The organism is Parageobacillus sp. NEAU-HV-2, assembly GCF_059115485.1.
This window is the reverse complement of record NZ_JBXUJJ010000002.1, coordinates 296,067-315,437: the sequence shown is the minus strand read 5'-3', so window position 1 is coordinate 315,437 and position 19,371 is coordinate 296,067. Positions and strand designations below refer to the sequence as shown.

17 protein-coding genes are annotated in these 19,371 nt (G+C 47.2%); 3 read left to right on the top strand and 14 right to left on the bottom strand.

Features of this window, described 5'->3' with window-relative positions:
• Positions 1 to 9: 9 nt before the first annotated feature.
• From AC1WMD_RS05010 to nadB, 9 genes are all read right to left on the bottom strand, one after another.
• A complete protein-coding gene (locus tag AC1WMD_RS05010; RefSeq protein ID WP_043905602.1) occupies positions 10 to 495 on the bottom strand; it encodes an intercompartmental signaling factor BofC in 486 nt (161 codons plus the stop codon).
• Between the two features lie 217 nt (positions 496 to 712).
• Entirely contained in the window at positions 713 to 1,453 is a 741-nt protein-coding gene (locus AC1WMD_RS05005; RefSeq protein ID WP_043905603.1) for a YebC/PmpR family DNA-binding transcriptional regulator, read from the bottom strand.
• A 178-nt stretch (positions 1,454 to 1,631) separates the two neighbouring features.
• Entirely contained in the window at positions 1,632 to 2,360 is a 729-nt protein-coding gene (locus AC1WMD_RS05000; protein WP_043905604.1) for a YhcN/YlaJ family sporulation lipoprotein, read from the bottom strand.
• A 106-nt stretch (positions 2,361 to 2,466) separates the two neighbouring features.
• Positions 2,467 to 3,207 (bottom strand): NAD(+) synthase, encoded by a 741-nt coding sequence (gene nadE, locus AC1WMD_RS04995; RefSeq protein ID WP_494256183.1) that lies wholly within the window; start codon positions 3,205 to 3,207, stop codon positions 2,467 to 2,469.
• 37 nt (positions 3,208 to 3,244) lie between these two features.
• Complete coding sequence (locus tag AC1WMD_RS04990; protein ID WP_494256182.1) at positions 3,245 to 4,189, bottom strand: phosphotransferase; 945 nt, start codon at positions 4,187 to 4,189, stop codon at positions 3,245 to 3,247.
• Positions 4,176 to 5,588 (bottom strand): SafA/ExsA family spore coat assembly protein, encoded by a 1,413-nt coding sequence (gene safA / locus AC1WMD_RS04985; protein ID WP_494256181.1) that lies wholly within the window; start codon positions 5,586 to 5,588, stop codon positions 4,176 to 4,178. Before safA ends, AC1WMD_RS04990 begins: the two co-directional genes overlap by 14 nt.
• Before the next feature lie 157 nt (positions 5,589 to 5,745).
• Positions 5,746 to 6,849: a quinolinate synthase NadA gene (gene nadA, locus AC1WMD_RS04980; protein ID WP_043905608.1), complete on the bottom strand. Its 1,104-nt coding sequence runs from the start codon at positions 6,847 to 6,849 to the stop codon at positions 5,746 to 5,748.
• Positions 6,850 to 6,869: 20 nt separating this feature from the next.
• A complete protein-coding gene (nadC, locus tag AC1WMD_RS04975) occupies positions 6,870 to 7,700 on the bottom strand; it encodes a carboxylating nicotinate-nucleotide diphosphorylase (protein ID WP_494256179.1) in 831 nt (276 codons plus the stop codon).
• Entirely contained in the window at positions 7,697 to 9,283 is a 1,587-nt protein-coding gene (gene nadB, locus AC1WMD_RS04970; protein ID WP_494256178.1) for an L-aspartate oxidase, read from the bottom strand. Before nadB ends, nadC begins: the two co-directional genes overlap by 4 nt.
• A 105-nt stretch (positions 9,284 to 9,388) precedes the next feature.
• On the opposite strand from nadB, the gene AC1WMD_RS04965 reads away from it, so the two are divergent.
• From AC1WMD_RS04965 to AC1WMD_RS04955, 3 genes are all read left to right on the top strand, one after another.
• Positions 9,389 to 10,534 (top strand): IscS subfamily cysteine desulfurase, encoded by a 1,146-nt coding sequence (locus tag AC1WMD_RS04965; protein WP_494256176.1) that lies wholly within the window; start codon positions 9,389 to 9,391, stop codon positions 10,532 to 10,534.
• Positions 10,531 to 11,070: a transcription repressor NadR gene (locus AC1WMD_RS04960; RefSeq protein ID WP_494256175.1), complete on the top strand. Its 540-nt coding sequence runs from the start codon at positions 10,531 to 10,533 to the stop codon at positions 11,068 to 11,070. The genes AC1WMD_RS04965 and AC1WMD_RS04960 overlap by 4 nt, the downstream gene beginning before the upstream one ends.
• A 71-nt stretch (positions 11,071 to 11,141) precedes the next feature.
• The gene (locus AC1WMD_RS04955) at positions 11,142 to 11,603 is read left to right on the top strand and encodes an NUDIX hydrolase (protein WP_043905613.1); all 462 of its coding nucleotides are present in this window, start codon (positions 11,142 to 11,144) and stop codon (positions 11,601 to 11,603) included.
• 185 nt (positions 11,604 to 11,788) lie between these two features.
• Here AC1WMD_RS04955 and AC1WMD_RS04950 read toward each other — a convergent pair whose 3' ends face one another.
• The 5 genes from AC1WMD_RS04950 to AC1WMD_RS04930 all read right to left on the bottom strand — a co-directional run bounded on the left by AC1WMD_RS04950 (position 11,789) and on the right by AC1WMD_RS04930 (position 19,364).
• Positions 11,789 to 12,976: a thiolase family protein gene (locus AC1WMD_RS04950; protein ID WP_494256173.1), complete on the bottom strand. Its 1,188-nt coding sequence runs from the start codon at positions 12,974 to 12,976 to the stop codon at positions 11,789 to 11,791.
• Positions 12,977 to 12,993: 17 nt separating this feature from the next.
• Positions 12,994 to 14,547 (bottom strand): long-chain-fatty-acid--CoA ligase, encoded by a 1,554-nt coding sequence (locus tag AC1WMD_RS04945; protein ID WP_494256172.1) that lies wholly within the window; start codon positions 14,545 to 14,547, stop codon positions 12,994 to 12,996.
• Between the two features lie 16 nt (positions 14,548 to 14,563).
• Positions 14,564 to 16,135, bottom strand: a complete 1,572-nt coding sequence (locus tag AC1WMD_RS04940; protein WP_494256171.1) for a class I adenylate-forming enzyme family protein — start codon at positions 16,133 to 16,135, stop codon at positions 14,564 to 14,566.
• A 106-nt stretch (positions 16,136 to 16,241) separates the two neighbouring features.
• Positions 16,242 to 17,093 carry a hypothetical protein gene (locus tag AC1WMD_RS04935; protein WP_494256170.1) on the bottom strand — a complete coding sequence of 284 codons (852 nt, stop codon included), beginning with the start codon at positions 17,091 to 17,093 and terminating at the stop codon, positions 16,242 to 16,244.
• A 30-nt stretch (positions 17,094 to 17,123) separates the two neighbouring features.
• Positions 17,124 to 19,364, bottom strand: coding sequence for a hydantoinase B/oxoprolinase family protein (locus tag AC1WMD_RS04930; RefSeq protein ID WP_494256169.1), 2,241 nt, complete (start codon positions 19,362 to 19,364; stop codon positions 17,124 to 17,126).
• Positions 19,365 to 19,371: the final 7 nt, after the last annotated feature.

The window sequence follows — 19,371 nt, the reverse complement described above, 5'->3', positions numbered from 1 at the left end:
TAAGTCTTTCTATCGGATCACGGCAAAATGGCGATATGTTTCGATCACATCTTTATATTGCGATTTCGAGAGGACGCGAATTCCTTTTTTCAGTTGCTCATGCTGACGGCTCTCCAGTTTTTTTACATCAATTTGAAAAAATGATTGAATAATCCGTGTGGAATGTGCAGGTTTGCCCTCAAAAATAGATAATGTTCCGTCTTCCGTAATTCCAAAATAACCATTCGCCTTTAATAATGGAGAAATATCATTCACTGTTTTGCGAAATACAATCGTTTGATCATCCATATCCACAAGCTGCCAGTCTTTATATTTTTTCCATATCTCTTTCATGGAAACAACGGTTTCTTCCTTTGTTTCTTGGCTCACTTCTCCGTCTAAGTATTGCCGTTCTAAAATAATCGTCATTTTTACGGAAGATGGCGCAGCAATAGCAGTTTGTATGAGCAATACATAGGAAGCAATCATAATGAAGAAAGTGGCAAGAATTCGCATCTCCTTTTCCTCACTTTCAAGGTAAAATAAACAATATGCTTATTTCTATTCTCACCAACGTGAGAAGTTTTATCCATTTTCTTTCGATTTCCGCACTTGTTAACGTTTTATCTTCCTCTGTTCTGCCTTATTTTTGCGAATCGCCATTCGATGCAATCTGTTTCAAATTAAGTAAAAAATAATACCCGACGCCTCAAGGCATCGGGCATTTCGCTTACTACTCTTCCAATACCGATTCGTCCAGATTATGGTACACCTCTTGGACGTCGTCGTCATCTTCAAGGGTATCGATTAGTTTTAACATTTTCTTTAAATCGTCGCCGGCAAGCGTCGTATACGTTTGCGGAATCATCGTAATTTCCGCGCTGGCAAACGTAAAGCCTTGTTGCTCTAATTGTTGCTTTACTTCTTCGAATGTTTCCGGCGTTGTATAAATTTCAAACGAATCTTCGGTCGTTTCCATTTCTTCCGCTCCTGCTTCGATCGCTTGCAGAAGCATCTCATCTTCGTCGATGTCCAGTCCTTCGCGGGCAATCACCAGCAGCCCTTTGCGCTCAAACAAATAAGAAACGCAGCCGGTTTCGCCTAAATTGCCGCCGTTTTTCGAAAAGGCCACGCGTACGTTCGAAGCGGTACGGTTTTTATTATCGGTTAAACAAACGACCATCACGGCAACGCCGCCAGGCCCATATCCTTCGTAGCGAATTTCTTCATAGTTTGTATGTTCTTGGTTCCCCGTTGCTTTTTTAATCGCGCGCTCAATATTTTCGCTTGGCATGTTAGCGGCTTTTGCTTTTTCGATCACCAGGCGCAAGGATGAATTCGACGCTGGGTCGCCTCCGCCTGTTTTTGCCGCTACATAAATTTCTTTCGCCAATTTCATAAACAATTTGCCGCGCTTTGCGTCTTGCGCGTTTTTCCGGCGTTGAATATTCTTCCACTTGGAATGTCCAGCCATCGAAATTTCTCCTCTCATCGCAACGAAATTTCCGATATTACTATACCAAAAAAAGAGGAAAATGTCATATAACAAAAAAATATGCCGATTCCTCTTCCACTTAGCCAGCTTTGCTCGTTAAAGACTATGTTTCGCTAAAAATGGGAACACCTAAAAAGGTGTCCCCACTTTTTCACCATTAACGGGTGTTGGCTGGACGTTCGTTAATTTTTCCATCAATAAAAATCGTTTTTAAATCCCGTTCGATTTCTTCCATTGGCCGGCCGCGGCGGATATCGTTATCGATCGTACGGACGCGGTTGTACATGCTCGGGTTGGAAACGACGCGCACATGTTTGCCTTTCGTATACGGCGCGACCGCTTGGGCGACAAGGCGCTCCACGTGATCTGCGTATTTGGAGTTGGTCGAAATCGCAACAAGCACATGATCACGGTAAACAAGCGTCCGCGCATCGTTGACTCCTCTTACTGCATCAGCGCGGCGGGAGATTGTTTCTGCTAAGTTTCCGCTATAACTTCTATAGTAAGAAGGATTTGGTTTACTTTCCATCGAATTTAAATGTCCATGGTAGTTGCGGTCCGCATCCCCGAAATCCGCACCGCGTGGAAGCGCAGGCGTATCCGTATCAAAACGAGTAATTCCCGGTATACGTGCACGGTTATTATCTGTATCGAAAAAATCGGTCGCTGGTCCGCGGCGGCTTAATATATAGTTGTTATCATAATTAGTCGTATTTGTTCCGTAGCGGCCGTAACGGAAGTCATTGTCAAAACGTTCCGTGGAATAATAGCCGATCGGACGCGTCGCATCATTGTAGCGTCTATCATCGTTGTCCGCATAATTGGCGCATGCAGCCATCACGCTTAAGACAGAAACAGCTCCGATAATTTTTATTGCATTTCTCAATGGAAAAACCCCCTTATTTTCCTTCGCACCAGGCCAAAAAATTTTCGGCCTTATTATTAGCTTGGCGAAGGAATGGGGGTTTTATGGCTGTCAGTTAGCGGCAAAATTAAAATTTGGGCGGCGCAATCGCCAATTGCCGTTTATGCTGCGAACGTTTATGTAGCCGTTCAATAATTTGCCGGTCTTTTTCTGGAATTTCTTCTCCCTTTAGATACTTATCGATCATTTCGTATGTTGTTCCCATCTCATTTTCATCTGTCTGTCCTTCCCATAATCCCGCGCTTGGCGCTTTTGTAATAATTTCTTCAGGAACGCCAAGAATACGCGCCATTTCGCGTACTTCGCCTTTGGTGAAATGAATGAGCGGCACTAAATCGACTCCGCCGTCCCCATATTTAGTAAAGTACCCAGTATGCCACTCTGCGGCATTATCCGTTCCGACTACGATATATCCGTAATTATTGGCGACGGCATACAACGTTGTCATGCGCAAGCGCGCTCTCGTGTTGGCATCTCCTAACCGCGCCGCTTCTTCATTCCATTCCCCTTTTTCTTTCAGCTGTTTTTCCACTGCTCCAAATAACGTATTGTGTGTTTCCGTTAAATCAATAATAAAATGTTTAATGCCGCAGCTTTCCACTACTTTTAATGCGTCTTCCATATCTTTCGGATTGCTTTTGCAAGGCATAATCAGCCCGAGCGAGTTATCAGGAAACGCGCGTTTAATTAAATGGGCAACGACCGCAGAATCAATGCCGCCGCTAACTCCGACAATCGCTCCGTTCAATCCGGCATTCGCTACTTGTTCGCGCAGCCATTGAATCAGCTTTTCAATCTTTTCTTCCATTGTTTTTCGACTCCCTTTCTCTAAAAATCGCATATGTTTATTTTAACATACTTACAATCTTATGAACAAAGGATTCCCGTTCCTTGCGGGCAATCGCGAGCGGTTTGTTATATTTTAATGCAAAGCGCCATTCGCGAAAAATATCGGCTGGAAATAAAAGCGCGTGTAGAAACCAAGGTTTGGCAAGCCAATCGGAAAAGGGAGAAAAACGAAACAACGCGGAAACAGACCATTGCAAATGCGGTAAAATCCGGCTCGCATACTGCAAATAGTCGATGCCTGGAGAAGCAATGGCAGCCGCATCATAGTCGATTAAGTATACTTTTCCCTTTTTCGTGCGTAAAAAATTATGGGCGGCAACATCACCGTGAATGATCACAATCCTTTCCTTTGCCAACGATGATATATAGCTAGCGCAAGTGGAAAGACAATATTCGGCACATTGCATCGTAAAGGCGATATCTTCTTTCTCCATAATTTGCTCAATAAACGGCAAATGGATATAAAAATCATAATAGCAGCGCTGCCATTTTCCATATAAATGATAATCCGGGAGCATTGTTCGCCATAACGGGCGGCAAAGAAGCATGTCCGTAATGGAATGATACGTCTGCAGTAATTGCAGTCCTGCCGCAATATCCTGTCTTTCCGTAAAGGACAGCACTTTCGCGCCGGAAATATAGAATTGCATAAGCCAAAAATGACCGGCAAAGAAAAATACACCATGTTGTCCGATGGCCGTATATACCGCAGGAACATGACGAAAGCCCATTTGCCTTAACGATTGCATAAGCATTGCTTGTTTCATCGCTTCGAAAAAAGTGCGGTATTTTTTTACCACCCAGCGTCCTTCATGCGCCGCAACCATCCATACGTTATGTTTCAGCATGTTGATCCTTTTCACACCCAACCCGTATACCTCTTTCAGAAGAAAAAAGAGACGACTTGCAACATCGTCTCTTTTTCGTTTATAGTTCGCCATAGTCATTGCTCTCCTCGTCTTGCGGTTCGGTAAACACCCGTCCTTCTGCATACGGGAATGTGGCGGCCGTTGGCGTGAACGGGTATGCTGATACTGGCATATACGGTTGCGGTGGATACGGATAAAAAGCGGTTGGAGCTGGTGCATAATAATGATGCGCAACCGGAGGCATCGATGGATAGACCGGCGGACACCATCCGTACCCTTGTACCATTGGCAGCGGCGCATATGGTTCCGGATAGAAGGCAGGTGCATATGTTGGAGTAGGCGAATATCCAGCAGGTGGAATATGGGCCGCTGTCGGATTTTCTTCGTGATATCCCATTGTCGGATTTTCTTCGTGATATCCCGGCATTGGCGGTGCTTCATCTAATTCACTGCCGCTTTCCTCGATTCCCGGAAAAGCATGGGAATTGCTTTCCATACCCATGCTAGCGAACGGCTGGGTGTAAGACGGATAAGGAACCGGAACAGCTGGCATAGACGGAAAATAATATCCATAACCTGGAAACATCGGCGTTACTGGCATGCAGTGCTGCTGGGATATTGGCGCAGTTGGAAACGCCCCAGGCAAATACGGCTGCTGCATCATCGGAACGTACGGAACTTGTGGCAGCTCCGGCGGTGTATTATCGTCATCCTTGAACGCTTTTTCTTTTTCTGTTTCTGCTTCGGCAGGACTTTCTAACTCTTGTTCCATAATCCCCGGCAAAATATTTTTCGGTTTTGGCGGAATCGGCGGAACGTTAGGAATAACATTCGAAAAGTTAATATTGACATTTGGCGTTACCGGTGGAATCGTATGTGATAATGGTGGCATGTTGAGCTGTTTTTCCCCAGAACCCAATCCTTCATTAGATGTTCCGGACGGTTTGTTCCCCATTGATTTCGGCGCCTCATTGATCGGCACGTTTGATTTCTCATTGATTGGTGCTTTTGGCGCTTCCTGGATCGGCGCTTTTGGTGCTTCTTTCGCCGGTGCTTTCGGCGCTTCTTGGATCGGCGCCTTTGGCGCTTCTTTCGCCGGCGCTTTCGGCGCTTCCTTGATCGGCGCTTTCGGCGCCTCATTGATTGGCACGTTTGGCGCTTCATTGACCGGCGCTTTCGGTGCTTCGTTAAACTCCGCCTCAATGTTCACCGATACAAACGGCTTTGTATTGGCATATGGGTGCTCTATGTTTTCTTCTTTTTTCGGAGCCAAATTAATTTTTGTCTCTTTTTTCGGTGCTTCTTTCTTTACCGGAACCCCTGCTGTCGGCACTTTAATTTTCATTCCCGGCATAATCATATCCGGATTGCTTAAATGTCCGTTTATTTTTTTCAATTGTTCAAAATCCACTCCGTATTTTTGGGCAATTTTCCAAAGTGTATCGCCCTTTTGAACAATATGGATTTTCACTCCGTTCCCCTCCTAAACCGAAACTGTTCGCATTGTATTTCAGCCCCTGCTTGTTGTCGCTATCATCCTTCAACACAATCTATGATTCATCCCCTTGTTTTATGATAAAAAAATCATCCTGTCCTGCAGCCCAATGCTGCTTGACAGGATGAGTGTTTCAGGCGAGCGCCAGCATGCGGTCAAGCGCCTGTTTTGCCTCTTTGGCAATCATTTCAGGAACGGTAATTTGATTGACGACGATTCCTTTTTCGAGCGCTTCAAGCGTCCATAATAAATGCGGCAAATCGATGCGGTTCATCGTGAGACATGGACACATATACGGATTTAGCGAAATAATTTCTTTATCTGGATGTTCGCGCATCAAGCGGTTCACCAAATTCATTTCCGTACCGATCGCCCATTTGCTGCCGGAAGGGGCATTGCGAATCGTTTCAACGATATATTTCGTCGAACCGGCATAATCAGCCTTTTGCACAACGTCCCAACTGCACTCTGGGTGCACAATAATATTCATATCTGGCTTTGTCCGGCGGATATGTTCAATATGGCGGACAGTAAAATTTTCGTGAACGGAACAATGCCCTTTCCAAAGAATCACTTTTACTTTCTTTATATCGCCTTTGTATTCCAAATGATCGGCATGCGGATCCCATACCGCCATCTCGTCTAACGAAATTCCAAGCTCATAGGCTGTATTTCTGCCTAAATGCTGATCTGGCAAAAAGAAAATTCGCTCTTTTTGTGTAAACGCCCATTCGACCATCTTTTTCGCGTTCGAGGAAGTAACGGTCGCGCCGCCGTGGCGTCCAACGAACGCTTTAATCGCCGCCGTCGAATTCACGTATGTTAACGGCAAAATCGTGTCGCCAAACAAATCTTGTAATATCGGCCACGCTCGCTCCACTTGTGTAATGTCCGCCATATCAGCCATCGAGCACCCCGCCCGCATATCCGGCAAAATGACTTTTTGATCATTGCTCGTTAAAATGTCTGCTGTTTCTGCCATAAAATGTACACCGCAAAAGACAATGTATTCTGCTTCACTGTTTTGCGCCGCTACTTGCGCAAGCTGCAGCGAATCGCCTGTCGCGTCGGCAAATTGAATCACTTCGTCTTTTTGATAATGGTGCCCCGGGATAAACAATCTTTTTCCAAATCGTTCTTTGATGGCGCGCACGCGCGCTTCCATCTCTTCCATGCTCATTGTTTTATAACTTTCTGGCATATCATCAAGCCGTTTCATTTGTTCTAAAATGTTCATGTGCTTTTCCCCCGTTTCCGTTATTGTAAATTGAAGCTAATATCTAGCGCGGCGGCCGAATGCGTCAGCATGCCAAGCGAAATATAATCAACTCCCGTTGCACCGTACTCGGCCAGATTTTCAAGCGTAATTCCGCCGGACGCTTCCGTTACGATCGACTTTGGTACGAGTGAAACAAACTCGCGCACTTCTTCTGGGGTACGGTTGTCAAACATAATGACATCAGCACCAGCCGCAACCGCTTCCAACACTTGCTCTTTCGTCTCCGTTTCCACTTCAACTTTGACCATATGCCCAAGCTTCTCGCGCACCGCCTGCACCGCTTTCGTAATCGAGCCGCAAAACGCGATATGGTTATCTTTGATCATGACGCCATCATATAAACCAAAACGATGATTATAGCCTCCTCCACATACAACGGCATGCTTTTCTAACATCCGCAGCCCTGGCGTCGTTTTGCGTGTGTCACAGATGCGCGTATGGCTGCTGTTTAAAATCGTAACCGCCCGATGTGTTAAAGTAGCGATGCCGCTCATGCGCTGGAGGAGGTTTAAAATCACGCGCTCGCCGGTCAGCAGCGGAGCGACCGGTCCGGACGCAATGCCAATCGCTTCCCCTTTTTTTACTTGTTCGCCATCACGTTTATAAAGCGTTACATCAATGTCTGGATGCAATAGACGATATCCTATCACAATAATATCTGTACCTGCTAACACCCCATCTTCCTTCGCCGTGAATGTTCCTGTCGCCCGTTCATTGTCTGGAAAAATCGTTTCACTCGTAATATCGCGTTCACCAATATCTTCAATGAAAAATTGCTGCAACAGCTGTTGTAATTTGAGTTGGTTCATCGTCTTTCCCCCGTTCTTCCGGTGTGGATACTTTCTATTACATTTAGCTCGCTCTTTGTCCGCCAAATCCGCCGCTGCTTCCATTGCTTCCGCTCAAATGGATAGTCGGAACGGTAATGCCCTCCCCGGCTTTCTGTACGTTGCAGCGCTGACGTCGTGATCAGCCAACCCGCTAGCAACATATGAATAATTGCAATTTCATGAATGGAAAAATGATCAAGAGAGCTGTTCGCCAAATATGACAATGGAAATTGTTCAAACCATTTTTTTGCATATTGCAATCCTTGTTCATCACGAACGATGCCGACATATGTTGACATGATCGTTTGAATCTCCGATATATCTGGCAAGCCGCTTGCATTCCTTTTTTCATCGGACGGTGCGTGACGCTCTTTTTGCCAAAACGGCATGAAAGATGCAGTTTCGTTTTGAATCGCCTTTGCTGCTCGCTCTCCGAATACTATTCCTTCAAGGAGCGAATTGCTCGCCAGCCGGTTGGCGCCGTGGACGCCAGTGCATGCCACTTCCCCGACGGCATATAGCCCTTCGATCGATGTCTGTCCGCGGTCATTCACATGGATGCCGCCCATTAAGAAATGGGCGCCTGGAACGACCGGAATCCTCCCTTTATCGATGTCTATCCCGTATGATTGGCATAGTTTCGCAATCGTTGGGAATCGTTCGTGAAAACGAGCAATCATCGAAACATCTAAATAAACGCGATGACCGCGCTGGATTTCAGCGTAAATCGCGCGCGCGACAATGTCGCGCGGCGCTAGATCCCGTAATGGATGAACGGACTCCATCACCTTTCGCCCGTCTTCCGTCACTAACACCGCCCCTTCGCCACGCACCGCTTCCGAAATTAAACCGACCGCTTTTCCATCAGCCAATAACATCGTTGGATGAAACTGGATGAATTCCATATCGGCAATTTTCGCGCCTGCCCGGTACGCCAACGCAATTCCATCGCCCATCACCGCCTGGGAATTAGAAGAAAAAGCATAGATGCCTGCACATCCGCCAGCCGCAAGCACGACAGCGCTCGCGTAATGGAACGCGATTCGCCCTGAACGGTTTTTCGTTTTTATCCCGACGCACCGTCCCTGTTCAACAAGCAGTTCCATTACATATTCATCCTCAATGATTGGCACTCGTCCCGCTAGCTTTTCGAACAAAAACGCAACGATCATTCTCCCTGTTTGGTCGCCTCCCGCATGCAAGATGCGCCGCTTTCCATGCCCCCCTTCGCGCCCGAATTGAATGCTTCCATCTTCCTGTGTATCAAACCGTAGTCCCGCCTCTATCCATTCGCGAATTCGTTTTGGCCCTTCGCGAACAAGCAGTTCCACCATTTTTTCATCATTATGGTAGCAGCCAGCCGCAATCGTATCATGAAAATGGCATTGCCAATGATCTTCCGCGGAAATGACCGCAGCCACTCCACCTTGTGCCAACCATGAATTGCTTTCTTCTTTTTTTGCCTTTGTGAAAATCATCACATTTTTATGCTCATGCAAATAATAAGCAGTGGTTAATGCTGCGATGCCACTTCCGACAATAATAACTCCATTTTCTGGCATAAAATTGCCTCCTGATTTTATTGTGTCTTGACACCTATATTGACATATATTTAAACTAATAACAAGAGTTTTGTTAACATTTTGTGAACAAAAGGGATGATTTTGATGATTTATCTCGACTATGCCGCTACAACGCCGATGAGCAAAGAAGCGCTAAATACCTACACAGAAGCGGCTACCACTTACTTTGGAAATGCTAGCAGTTTACACGATATCGGAAGCAATGCCGAACGGCTTTTAACCATTTGCCGAAAAGAACTTGCCGCGCTTATTGGCGGCGAGGAACGGGGGATTTATTTTACCAGCGGGGGAACAGAATCCAATATTCTTGCTGTTCGTTCGCTCATTAACGCACATCGCCACCGCGGTAACCATCTCATCACAACCGAGATGGAACATGCTTCTCTTTATCATCTATTCCAACAATTAGAAAAAGAAGGATTCGAGGTCACTTATTTGCCGGTTAACCGTTTTGGACAAATTGATATCGGCGATTTACAACGAGCAATTACCACAAAAACGATTCTCGCTTCGATTCAACACGCTAATTCAGAAATCGGAACAATGCTGCCAATTGCCGAAATTGGACAGCTACTGCGGCGTCACGGAGTAATCTTTCATAGCGATTGTGTCCAAACTTTTGGTAAAATACGAATAGATGTGAAAAAGATGTTTATCGACAGCCTTTCCATTTCTGCTCATAAAATTTACGGACCAAAAGGGGTCGGGGCAGTATACATTGACCCGCGCATCAACTGGCAACCATGTTTTCCTAACGCCACCCATGAATATGGATTTCGTCCTGGGACAGTCAATGTGCCTGGAATCGCTTCTTTCATCACCGCGGCACAGCACATTTGTGAAAATATAGATGCCGAACAAACGCGTTTCGAGCAGCTGCGTCGTTACTTGCTGGCACTTATTCGCGAAAAAGGCTTGCCTGTTACGGTAGAAGGGCATCCTAATGTTTGCCTGCCACATATTATCGGGCTTTCCGTTCACGGAATCGAAGGGCAATATGTCATGCTCGAATGCAACCGCGATAACATCGCCATTTCCACTGGAAGTGCGTGTCAAGTTGGAAAACAGGCTCCGTCGCGGACGATGTTGGCAGTTGGAAAATCCGCAGAGGAAGCAAAACAGTTTATACGTGTTTCATTTGGGAAATGGACGACGGAAAAAGACATTGACCAACTCGTATCTTCCCTTGAGCGAATCAGTCAGCACAGAAAGGAGTTTGAAGTGAGTTGAAAGAAGAGAAAAAAATTCTCGGGGAACAGCGGCGCCAATTCATTTTGCAATGGCTGAAAGAAAACAAAAGGCCGATCACCGGCGCTGAACTCGCAGCAAAAACGAATGTCAGTCGCCAGGTAATCGTGCAGGATATTTCGCTCTTAAAAGCGCGCAATGAACCGATTATCGCCACAAGCCAAGGCTATTTATACTTGACACCAAACATTCCGGAACAAACATATACGCGCACGATTGCCTGCTTCCATACGCCCGAACAGACAAAAGAAGAATTATATATTCTCGTCGACCATGGCGTCACTGTCAAAGATGTGAAAATCGAGCATCCCGTATACGGAGATTTAACCGCTTCTGTCATGGTCAGCAATCGGCTTGAAGTCGATCAATTTATTCAAAAAATTGAAGAAACGAAGGCATCGTATTTGCTGCAGCTGACAGACGGCACTCATCTTCATACGATTGAAGCAGACTCCATCGCCAAGCTTGATGCCGCTTGCCACGCTCTCAAAAAAGCAGGGCTACTCATTGAATCATAGAGATTCACCCCTTACACTAGATGGTAAGGGCTCTTTTTTTATTTTTTGAAGCAACAGAAAGGAAGAACGATATGGGTTACATTGAAGAACTGCGCGCCCTTGTCGGCCATCGCCCCGTCATTTTGGTTGGCGCGTTAGCAATCATTAAAAACGAAAAAAATGAAGTATTGCTGCAGAAGCGCAAACAACCGCATGGATATTGGGGGCTTCCCGGCGGATTAATGGAGCTTGGAGAATCGGCTGAAGAAACAGCAAGACGGGAAGTATGGGAAGAAACAGGACTCACCATCGGAAGTTGCCGGCTTCTCGATGTCCTTTCCGGACCGGACACGTACGTGAAAGTTCCTAATGGAGATGAATTTTATGCCGTTACGATCGTATATGAAACGAATGAATTTTCTGGGGAAATCCGCATCAATCCCGAGGAATCATTAGATGTGAGATTCTTTCCAATTAACCAGCTTCCAGAACAAATGATCCAAAGACATTACCGTATCATAGAGAAACATATAAAACCATCCCTGCTGCTATAGTGAAATAGCCCAATAAAATAACACCTCCTAAATCGAATGTATAATTCCATTCGATTCAGGAGGTGTTTGTTATATGTGGACAAGAGTTCATTATCCGGAAGAAACAAAGTGGAAAGCGAGCAAGATGAAACAAAAAATCATGCAAAAATGGAATTTTCCATGTCGAGTTTTCCGAGGTGAATACGTTAACGAGTCAGAATATGAATGGCTACGGCAGCGTTTCCGCCATTCAGAAAACCGCCCACATTGTGTGTCAATCCAACCTTCGCTTGCCCCGGAATTTGCCTTTTTCCCGCCTGGCCCCGAAGCTGCCAGACTATTTCAGCAATCTGGGCAATCCCAGTAGCTCCTACTGGATGACCCTTGGCAATCAACCCGCCGCTAGGATTGACAGGAATCCGTCCTCCGATTTCGGTGGCTCCGGATTCCACCAGCTGTGCCGCATCCCCCGGTGCGCAAAATCCTAAATGTTCATACGCCCAAAGCTCCCCGGGAGCTGCAGCATCGTGAACTTCCGCCACCTGCACATCCGATGGCTCGATTCCAGCCAACGCATAAGCTTTAGCCGCTGCCCTTTCGGTGTTGGACGGACCTACATCACCGCTTCGGTTACTCGAATAAACCACGGAGCTTGCGACAAACACCGGATGGTTCGTCAGCTGTCTGGAAACTTTCTCACTGCAAAGGATGGCGGCGGCCGCCCCATCGCTTAACGGCGAACACATGAGAAGGCGCAAAGGATCGCTAATGATCCGCGACCCTAGGACATCCTCGAGCGTTTGTTGTTTTTGATACTGGGCGTTGGGATTCAAGCTTCCGTTACGGCTGTTTTTCACCGCGATTTTGGCGAAGGTTTCAATGCTCGTTCCATATAGTTCCATATGTTCGCGGGCTTCCATCGCATAGTAATCCATAAACAAACTTTGGTTGTCCCTGTCCTTGCCGCCTCCCGGGAACTTGTCGAGCTCTTCCACATCCGCGGCCCCTTTCAAGGCCTGAAAGGCTCTCGTACGCTCGGGATGAATCATTTTTTCAGCCCCCAAGGCAAGTACCACATCATACATCCCTGAAGCAACAGCCAGCCACGCCATATGGAAAGCGGAAGAGCCGCTGGCACAAGCATTTTCGACATTGAAAATAGGAATCCCTTCCAAGCCTGTTCCTGACAACATCACTTGCCCGCGGATGCATTCTTGCCCTGTAATGATGCCGGCCATCGCATTTCCTACATAAGCCGCTTCAATCTGCGAAAGGCTGATTCCTGCGTCCGTTAACGCCCCATGAAGCGCTTCCCGTGCCAATTCTTTCAAACTCCGTTCTGGATACTTGCCGAACCGGGTCATGCCAACTCCAAGCACAACGACTTTTTGCATTTTGCTCCCTCCCACAATTAGTTTATTTGCCGCTCCTTATTCGCCCAGAAAGGCGCCCGCAAGGCCTTTTTGTCAATTTTTCCATAGGCGGTCAAAGGAAGCGAGTCGACAAATTCAATCGATTTTGGCACTTCATATTTGGCTAAGCGTTGTTTGCAAAATTGAATCAGCTCTTCTTCACTGAGTCGGCTGGCTGGATCTGCCACCACAAACGCTTTTACCGCTTCCCCCCATTTTTCGTCCGGAACCCCGATTACCGTCGCCTGGCGAACGCTTGGATGTTCAAACAGGGCTTTCTCTACCGCCGTGGTGTAGACGTTGAATCCACCGCTGATAATCATATCCTTCTTGCGGTCCACTAAGTAAATGTAACCTGCCTCATCCTGATATGCCATGTCTCCGGTATGCAGCCAGCCATTGCGGATCGTTTTTTCGGTTTCTTCTTCCATCTTCCAATAGCCTTTCATCATATGCGGACCCCGGGTGACAATTTCCCCGACCGTTCCCGTCGGAACCTCCCTGCCTTCCTCGTCGACAATTTTCACCTGGGACATGATGATTGGACGGCCACAGGAAGACAGCCGCTTCTCCTCCTCTACAGAACAAATTAGATGATCTGATTTAGTTAAGATCGTCGTTTGGTTGGCCACTTCCATTTGTGAATATACTTGGACCAAAACGGGACCCCAAGCTTCTAACGCCTGTTTGATCCGGGACGGAGCCATCGGCGCAGCACCGTAAATCAAGGTACGAAGGCTGGATAAATCATATGATTGAAGACCCGGAAAATCGAGCAGTGCATAAATCATGGTCGGAACGAGAAATGCAAATGTCACTTTTTCCTTTTCCACAGTCTCGCAGAACTTCTGCGGATCAAAACCTTGCTGAAGAATATGTGTCCCTCCGCGCAGCAGACCTGGCAGAATCATGAAACCAGCCGCATGGGGTAGCGGCGCCACGTGCAACATCACCACCCCGCGTTCCAGCTCAAACTCAACGATTTCGCTATACATGAGGGAAATCGTTGATTTGTGCGTATGCATGACCCCTTTAGAACGGCCGGTCGTGCCCCCCGTGTACATGATTGCTGCCAAATCTTCGTATCCAACCGCAATCTTCGGAGGCTCAGGAGAGGCCTTCTCGATCAAAGACTTTAGGCTGTGTTCCCCTTCGTTTCCCACCGTGATTACCATCGGCTCGGTGGAGGTTTGTTGTAGGATATTTTGCACACGTTCCATGTATTCACTGCCGCATATCACCGCTTTAGCCCCGGCATCCTCGAGCCGGTAAGCCACTTCCGCATCACTTAAAAAGGTATTCAGCGGCACGCGGACAGCCCCAAGTTTGGCAATGGCAAAATCGCAAACAATGTATTCAATGCAGTTTTGCATCCATAAGGCTACACGGTCTCCGGGCTGTGTCCCCTTTTGAAAAAGGGCGTTTGCACAACGGTTGACTTCTTCCCCGATTTCCGCGTACGTGATGCGACGGCGTTGGTCTTTTACCGCGATTTTGTCCGGATATTGTTTCACCGCTTTATCGAACAATTCGCTGATTGTCGTTTCCAACACCGTTGATCCCCCCTGTCTAATTGATATTCCGGCTTGCCAAATCCCAATAAGGCTTGCGCAGCGCTTTTTTGTCGATTTTTCCGTACGGGGTCAGAGGCAGTGCATCGACAAATCGAATTTCCTTAGGCCGCTTGTATTTGGATAGTTCCTTGGCGCACAGTTCCCGAATGTTTTCCTCCGTCAAGGAATAACCTTCTTTTGGCACAATGATGGCCATTACCGCTTCCCCCCAGTCCGGGTGGGGAACTCCAATTACGGCAACTTGGCTTACTCCGGGATGCTTTTGAATGGCATTCTCGACTTCGGTCGTATACACGTTCATTCCGCCGGTAATGATCATATCTTTCTTGCGGTCCAGCAAGTAGACATACCCGTCTTCATCCATCATTCCGACATCCCCCGTATGCAGCCAACCGTCTGTCAATGTTTCAGCAGTCTTATCCGGCTGCTTGTGATACCCGATCATGTTATAAGGAGTCCACGCGATAATTTCGCCCTTCTCTCCACGCGGAACTTCATTGCCTTCTTCATCCACAATTTTGACCTCGGACATCGCAACCGGTTGTCCACAGCTTCTTAACCGTCTTTCATAAGAGGGATCTATCGTGTGATCCGATTTTTTCAAGCGGGTAATGAAATTCGGCGCTTCGGATTGTCCAAACAGCTGCGTAAAAACGGGCCCAAAGATTTCAAGCCCTTGTTTCAGCCGTTCCACGGTAATCGGCGCTGCACCGTAGAGAATGGTTCGAAGCGAACTGAAATCGTATTCCCGCCCCTGGATTTGGTCCATGATGCGATAAATCATGGTTGGCACCATAAATGTTAAGGTAATCTTGTTCTTTTCCAGATGATCGAGGACCCCTTGCGGATCGAATTTGCGTTCAATGAAATTGACGGCCCCTTTGATCAAGCCAGCCGATAGAATAAAACCTGCACTATGCGGCAAAGGAGATGTTAACAGTATTCTTTCATCATCCTGCAAACCAAGCTCAATGATATGTGAAAACAGATTTATCACAATGTTCTCTTGGGTGTGTACAACCCCCTTGGGCAAACCGGTTGTCCCCCCGGTATAGATGATCAAGGCTAGGTTATTCGAGGAAACTTTAACATCCACGTCTGTTTCTGGTTCATTGGCTTGAAAGTCTTCCCACGAAATAAAGCCATCCGGGCACTGTTCCGCCGGAGCAATCCCCACGATCGTTTTAAGTTCCGGTAAATCATCCTTGATTTTGTTCAAAACATCGAAAAAGTTCCTGCCCACGATCACGACTTCCGCATTCGAGTCCTTTAATATATAAGAAATTTCTTTTTCTCCCAACATATCATTCAAAGGAACTTTTGCAGCACCAGCTTGAATGATGCCCATATCACTGATGACGTACTCCAAGCAGTTCGACATCAGCAATGCCACCCGGGTATCCAGTTTCACCCCACAGCGAATCAATGCCCGGGCCACACGATTGGCGGATTTCAGCAGTTCTCTATAGGTAATCGATTTCCCTTCAAATACTGCGGCTATCTTTTCGCCATGTTGATAGAGCGCTTTTCGATAGAGACTTTTCAAAGTTAAATAGGGGTTGAACATAGTTGTACCTCCTTCTGGTATCGTTTACAAACCAATCCCTATGCCATTTAGAAAAGAACCTCGTGACCCAGATAGGCCACGAGATTATGGATGGTTTCAAAATTCATTATGACCGCAGCTTTTTCAATTGGGACAGAACCATTTCCGGTTCAGCCTCTTCCGGAATTTCCCCATAAGCAAACCCACTATCGGAGAGTGGGGGCACATTTTGCTCACCCGACCAGAAGTTCCTGTTTAATCCCCCACCGATATTTAACCCCTTCTCCCAATAACCGCTTATTGCTGCCGGGTCTGCATTTGACATGAGATAGAAGTCGACTTCATCGTCCCCTTCAGAAAATTCTACCGTCGCTCCGCTTAGGGATATTCCCACCGACCATTGATAATGGTTTACCAGATTTACAATCGGCTGATACAGGGGGATCGCTTCCTTGTGCTGAATAACCGGATCAGCAGGTTCTTCCAACACAACGGCCGCCAAACCTGAGGTGGAAAAAGCGCGTACATATTCCGCTAAATACATGGCCGCAGCTTCCACATCATCGCTGTTTATAGAGATCTCTTGTCCCGGACGAACCTTTGTGTGCAGCCATTGAAGCCATTTTTGGGGAGAGGGGAGCGTTAAGACAATGGGCTGAACTCCTCGGTAAAGATTTTGCAATCCGGCTAACACTTCCCTCAAAAACTCCCGTGGTTCGTCAAGGGCAAGAAGCTTTTTCAAGGCGAATGTCGGTCTCTTTCCTGCCCATTCTTCAACTAAACCGGATTCCCGCTCCAATAGTCTTACATACACTTCGCCTACAGGAATATTCAGTACGTCCGACCGCAGCAATCCCTGACCTTGGCTATAGACAGATAAAAAGGTATCTGGATTTTGCCAAATATCATTTCTTCCACCGGAAAACAGGCGGTTTGCGTAGGGTATAAAATCCAGCCACACCTTTCTTTTTAAATCCATTTGAATACTCCCCCCTTGCTGACTTGTTCGTTATTGTTTTTGTTTGTTTTTCAAGGCTTCCAGTTCCGCCTCCAATTGAGCGATTCGCACATCCTTCGGATTCGGCAGCCATACGGCCTTCAGGTTGCCTTCCGTCATTTTGTTGTCAGGCGATCCGGCATAAATAATCTCTCTATCCTTCCAGCAGCCATAGAACGGAAGATGGGCAGGCGGTTCATCCGTTACCCAATTCTTCACGAATTCACGATAAGGAACACCGCGTTTTTTCCGTGCTTCTCTCTCCTGCCTCCGTGCTTCTTCGGTTTTTTCTACGTCCAGTACGAGCGTTTCCGGATCATAGAATACCTTGTAAATGTTATTGGCGGTTTCTTGCGAGATCAGATCTTCCTCCACGTCCTTAATCACCAATTCCGGATCACGGTCGAGCACGTCTCCGTATCCGCCGCCTGCCCCTTGCGTATAGATATAGATTTCGCCTTCTTCGGCCAGTTCAAACTGCATTCCGAAGTGATGCGTGGTGTAGGTGGCGTTTTCGAACGGACGATTGTTCATGATCTCTTCGGTTGTATAGACCATCTTTTCCGGTTCATTTTTCATAATCTCGAAAATATTGACGCCCTTGATTTTGCACAGCGGGTATGTCGGGCAGCCATAACCTCCAAAAATCCCATACGTGGACGGATATTTGGAACCGATGGTCGTTGACATGAACCCGAAGAAATCGGAATCCTTTTGCGTGATGAACATCTGATAACCCTGTCCGCCGCGATACTTCCCGAATCCCTGGTTGTCTTTCATAAGCCGACGGGAAAGCTGCATAATCGGCACTTCTTCCTCAATCAGCTCTTGCTCCCCTTGCTCCGCCATCGGGGCAAAGATCGGCGCAATGGCATGCTCGCCGTCGAGACCTTCCCTTGCTCCGCCCGGCATCCCGTTCAAGTCTGCGCACAAGTTACCTACGGTTTCCCCGTGTTGGGTGACCCCACCATAAATACAAGTTCGAATCATGTTGTACCAAGGAGCCAGAACCTTCGTCGCTTTTTCCGGGCTGCTGTACAAGAATTTGGCCAAAGCCGCCTGCGTTACCGTAAACGCCGGGAAGAAGGTCATCATACTTTGCGCGTTCGGAACGTCGTAGGAAGCATTATAGATAGAATGTTCATCAATGATAAACTTCATCGGAGCCAACACCGCCTGGTTCCTAGGAAGATCCGGCCAGACAAAGGAAAGGAACAACTGTGCGAGCATCCCTTTCATCGCACTGGTGACCGAGTTGTTCGGGCGATTGGCGAACTCGGGTGATGACCCGCGGAAATCAAGCGTAAGTTCATCTCCTTTTTTGGTCAGCTCGAGATTCACCTTAATTAATAGGTTTTCACGCAAGGTGCTGTCTGCAATTCCCATCATCCGCACTTTTCCATCCGGCCATTGGGAAATGCGGCGCTTGACTTCTTCCACCGTATCGTCCAAGGTTTTTCTCAATACCGCAATCACCGCATCCACGCCGTATTCCTCAATCGTTTCCTTAATGCGCTGTTCAATCCGGAGGGCGGCATGAAGCTTGGCTTTCATATCCACCAATTGCAATTTCGGCTCACGTACCGAGTTTTGGAAATACGTAACAAGGTCTTTGTAAAACTTATAATTTTCTCCGACCTTAATCGGTGAAATCATCAGCCCTTGGTCATACACCTGTTCGGCAGCGGATGGCATTCCGCCCGGTTCAATCGCTCCGTTTTCCCCTTCATGGACAACCGTAACGATCCAAGCGATTAACTCCCCTTCGTGGAAGACCGGCAAAATCAGGTTTTGGTCGGTATTGTGGACCCCGCCATAGCGGGCGTCGTTGTAATAAAAGATATCGCCAGGTTTGACGCCTACCTCAGGATCGTTCAACCAGTTTTGCACAATATATTTTACGCCGTATTGAGTACATCCGGCGAAGATGAGCACCCCACCAGAGCTGACGATGGACAAGTCCCCTTTCGCCGTAAAGATCCCGCAAACCAAATCTCCCCATTTCGCACCGGGTGCGGCCCCGATTTGCTCCAACATTTCGAAGGCTTCGTTGGTTCCCGCCTGCATTTTGCTGCGCGCCACACTAAGCACGGAAGGATTGTTGACCTTGCGGATGGCTTCCACTTCTCTCTCCGTAATCGGAGCTAGAGTATGGTCTTGCATCAATTCCGGCGTTGGACCGAGGAAAAGGGTGGTTTTTTTTAAAAATTTCTCTACCAGCTCTTGTTCGCGTTTGTTCACATCAATAGCCATCGTTCCA

Coding starts and splice junctions, on each gene's coding strand:
- AC1WMD_RS04965 (WP_494256176.1), top strand. CDS start 9,389: ATGATTTATCTCGACTATGCCGCTACAACGCCGATGAGCAAAGAAGCG.
- AC1WMD_RS04955 (WP_043905613.1), top strand. CDS start 11,142: ATGGGTTACATTGAAGAACTGCGCGCCCTTGTCGGCCATCGCCCCGTC.
- nadB (WP_494256178.1), bottom strand. CDS start 9,283: ATGCCAGAAAATGGAGTTATTATTGTCGGAAGTGGCATCGCAGCATTA.
- AC1WMD_RS04940 (WP_494256171.1), bottom strand. CDS start 16,135: ATGTTCAACCCCTATTTAACTTTGAAAAGTCTCTATCGAAAAGCGCTC.
- AC1WMD_RS04935 (WP_494256170.1), bottom strand. CDS start 17,093: ATGGATTTAAAAAGAAAGGTGTGGCTGGATTTTATACCCTACGCAAAC.
- AC1WMD_RS05005 (WP_043905603.1), bottom strand. CDS start 1,453: ATGGCTGGACATTCCAAGTGGAAGAATATTCAACGCCGGAAAAACGCG.
- nadE (WP_494256183.1), bottom strand. CDS start 3,207: ATGGAAGAAAAGATTGAAAAGCTGATTCAATGGCTGCGCGAACAAGTA.
- AC1WMD_RS04930 (WP_494256169.1), bottom strand. CDS start 19,364: ATGGCTATTGATGTGAACAAACGCGAACAAGAGCTGGTAGAGAAATTT.
- nadC (WP_494256179.1), bottom strand. CDS start 7,700: ATGAACCAACTCAAATTACAACAGCTGTTGCAGCAATTTTTCATTGAA.
- AC1WMD_RS04990 (WP_494256182.1), bottom strand. CDS start 4,189: ATGGCGAACTATAAACGAAAAAGAGACGATGTTGCAAGTCGTCTCTTT.
- AC1WMD_RS05010 (WP_043905602.1), bottom strand. CDS start 495: ATGCGAATTCTTGCCACTTTCTTCATTATGATTGCTTCCTATGTATTG.
- nadA (WP_043905608.1), bottom strand. CDS start 6,849: ATGAACATTTTAGAACAAATGAAACGGCTTGATGATATGCCAGAAAGT.
- AC1WMD_RS04950 (WP_494256173.1), bottom strand. CDS start 12,976: ATGCAAAAAGTCGTTGTGCTTGGAGTTGGCATGACCCGGTTCGGCAAG.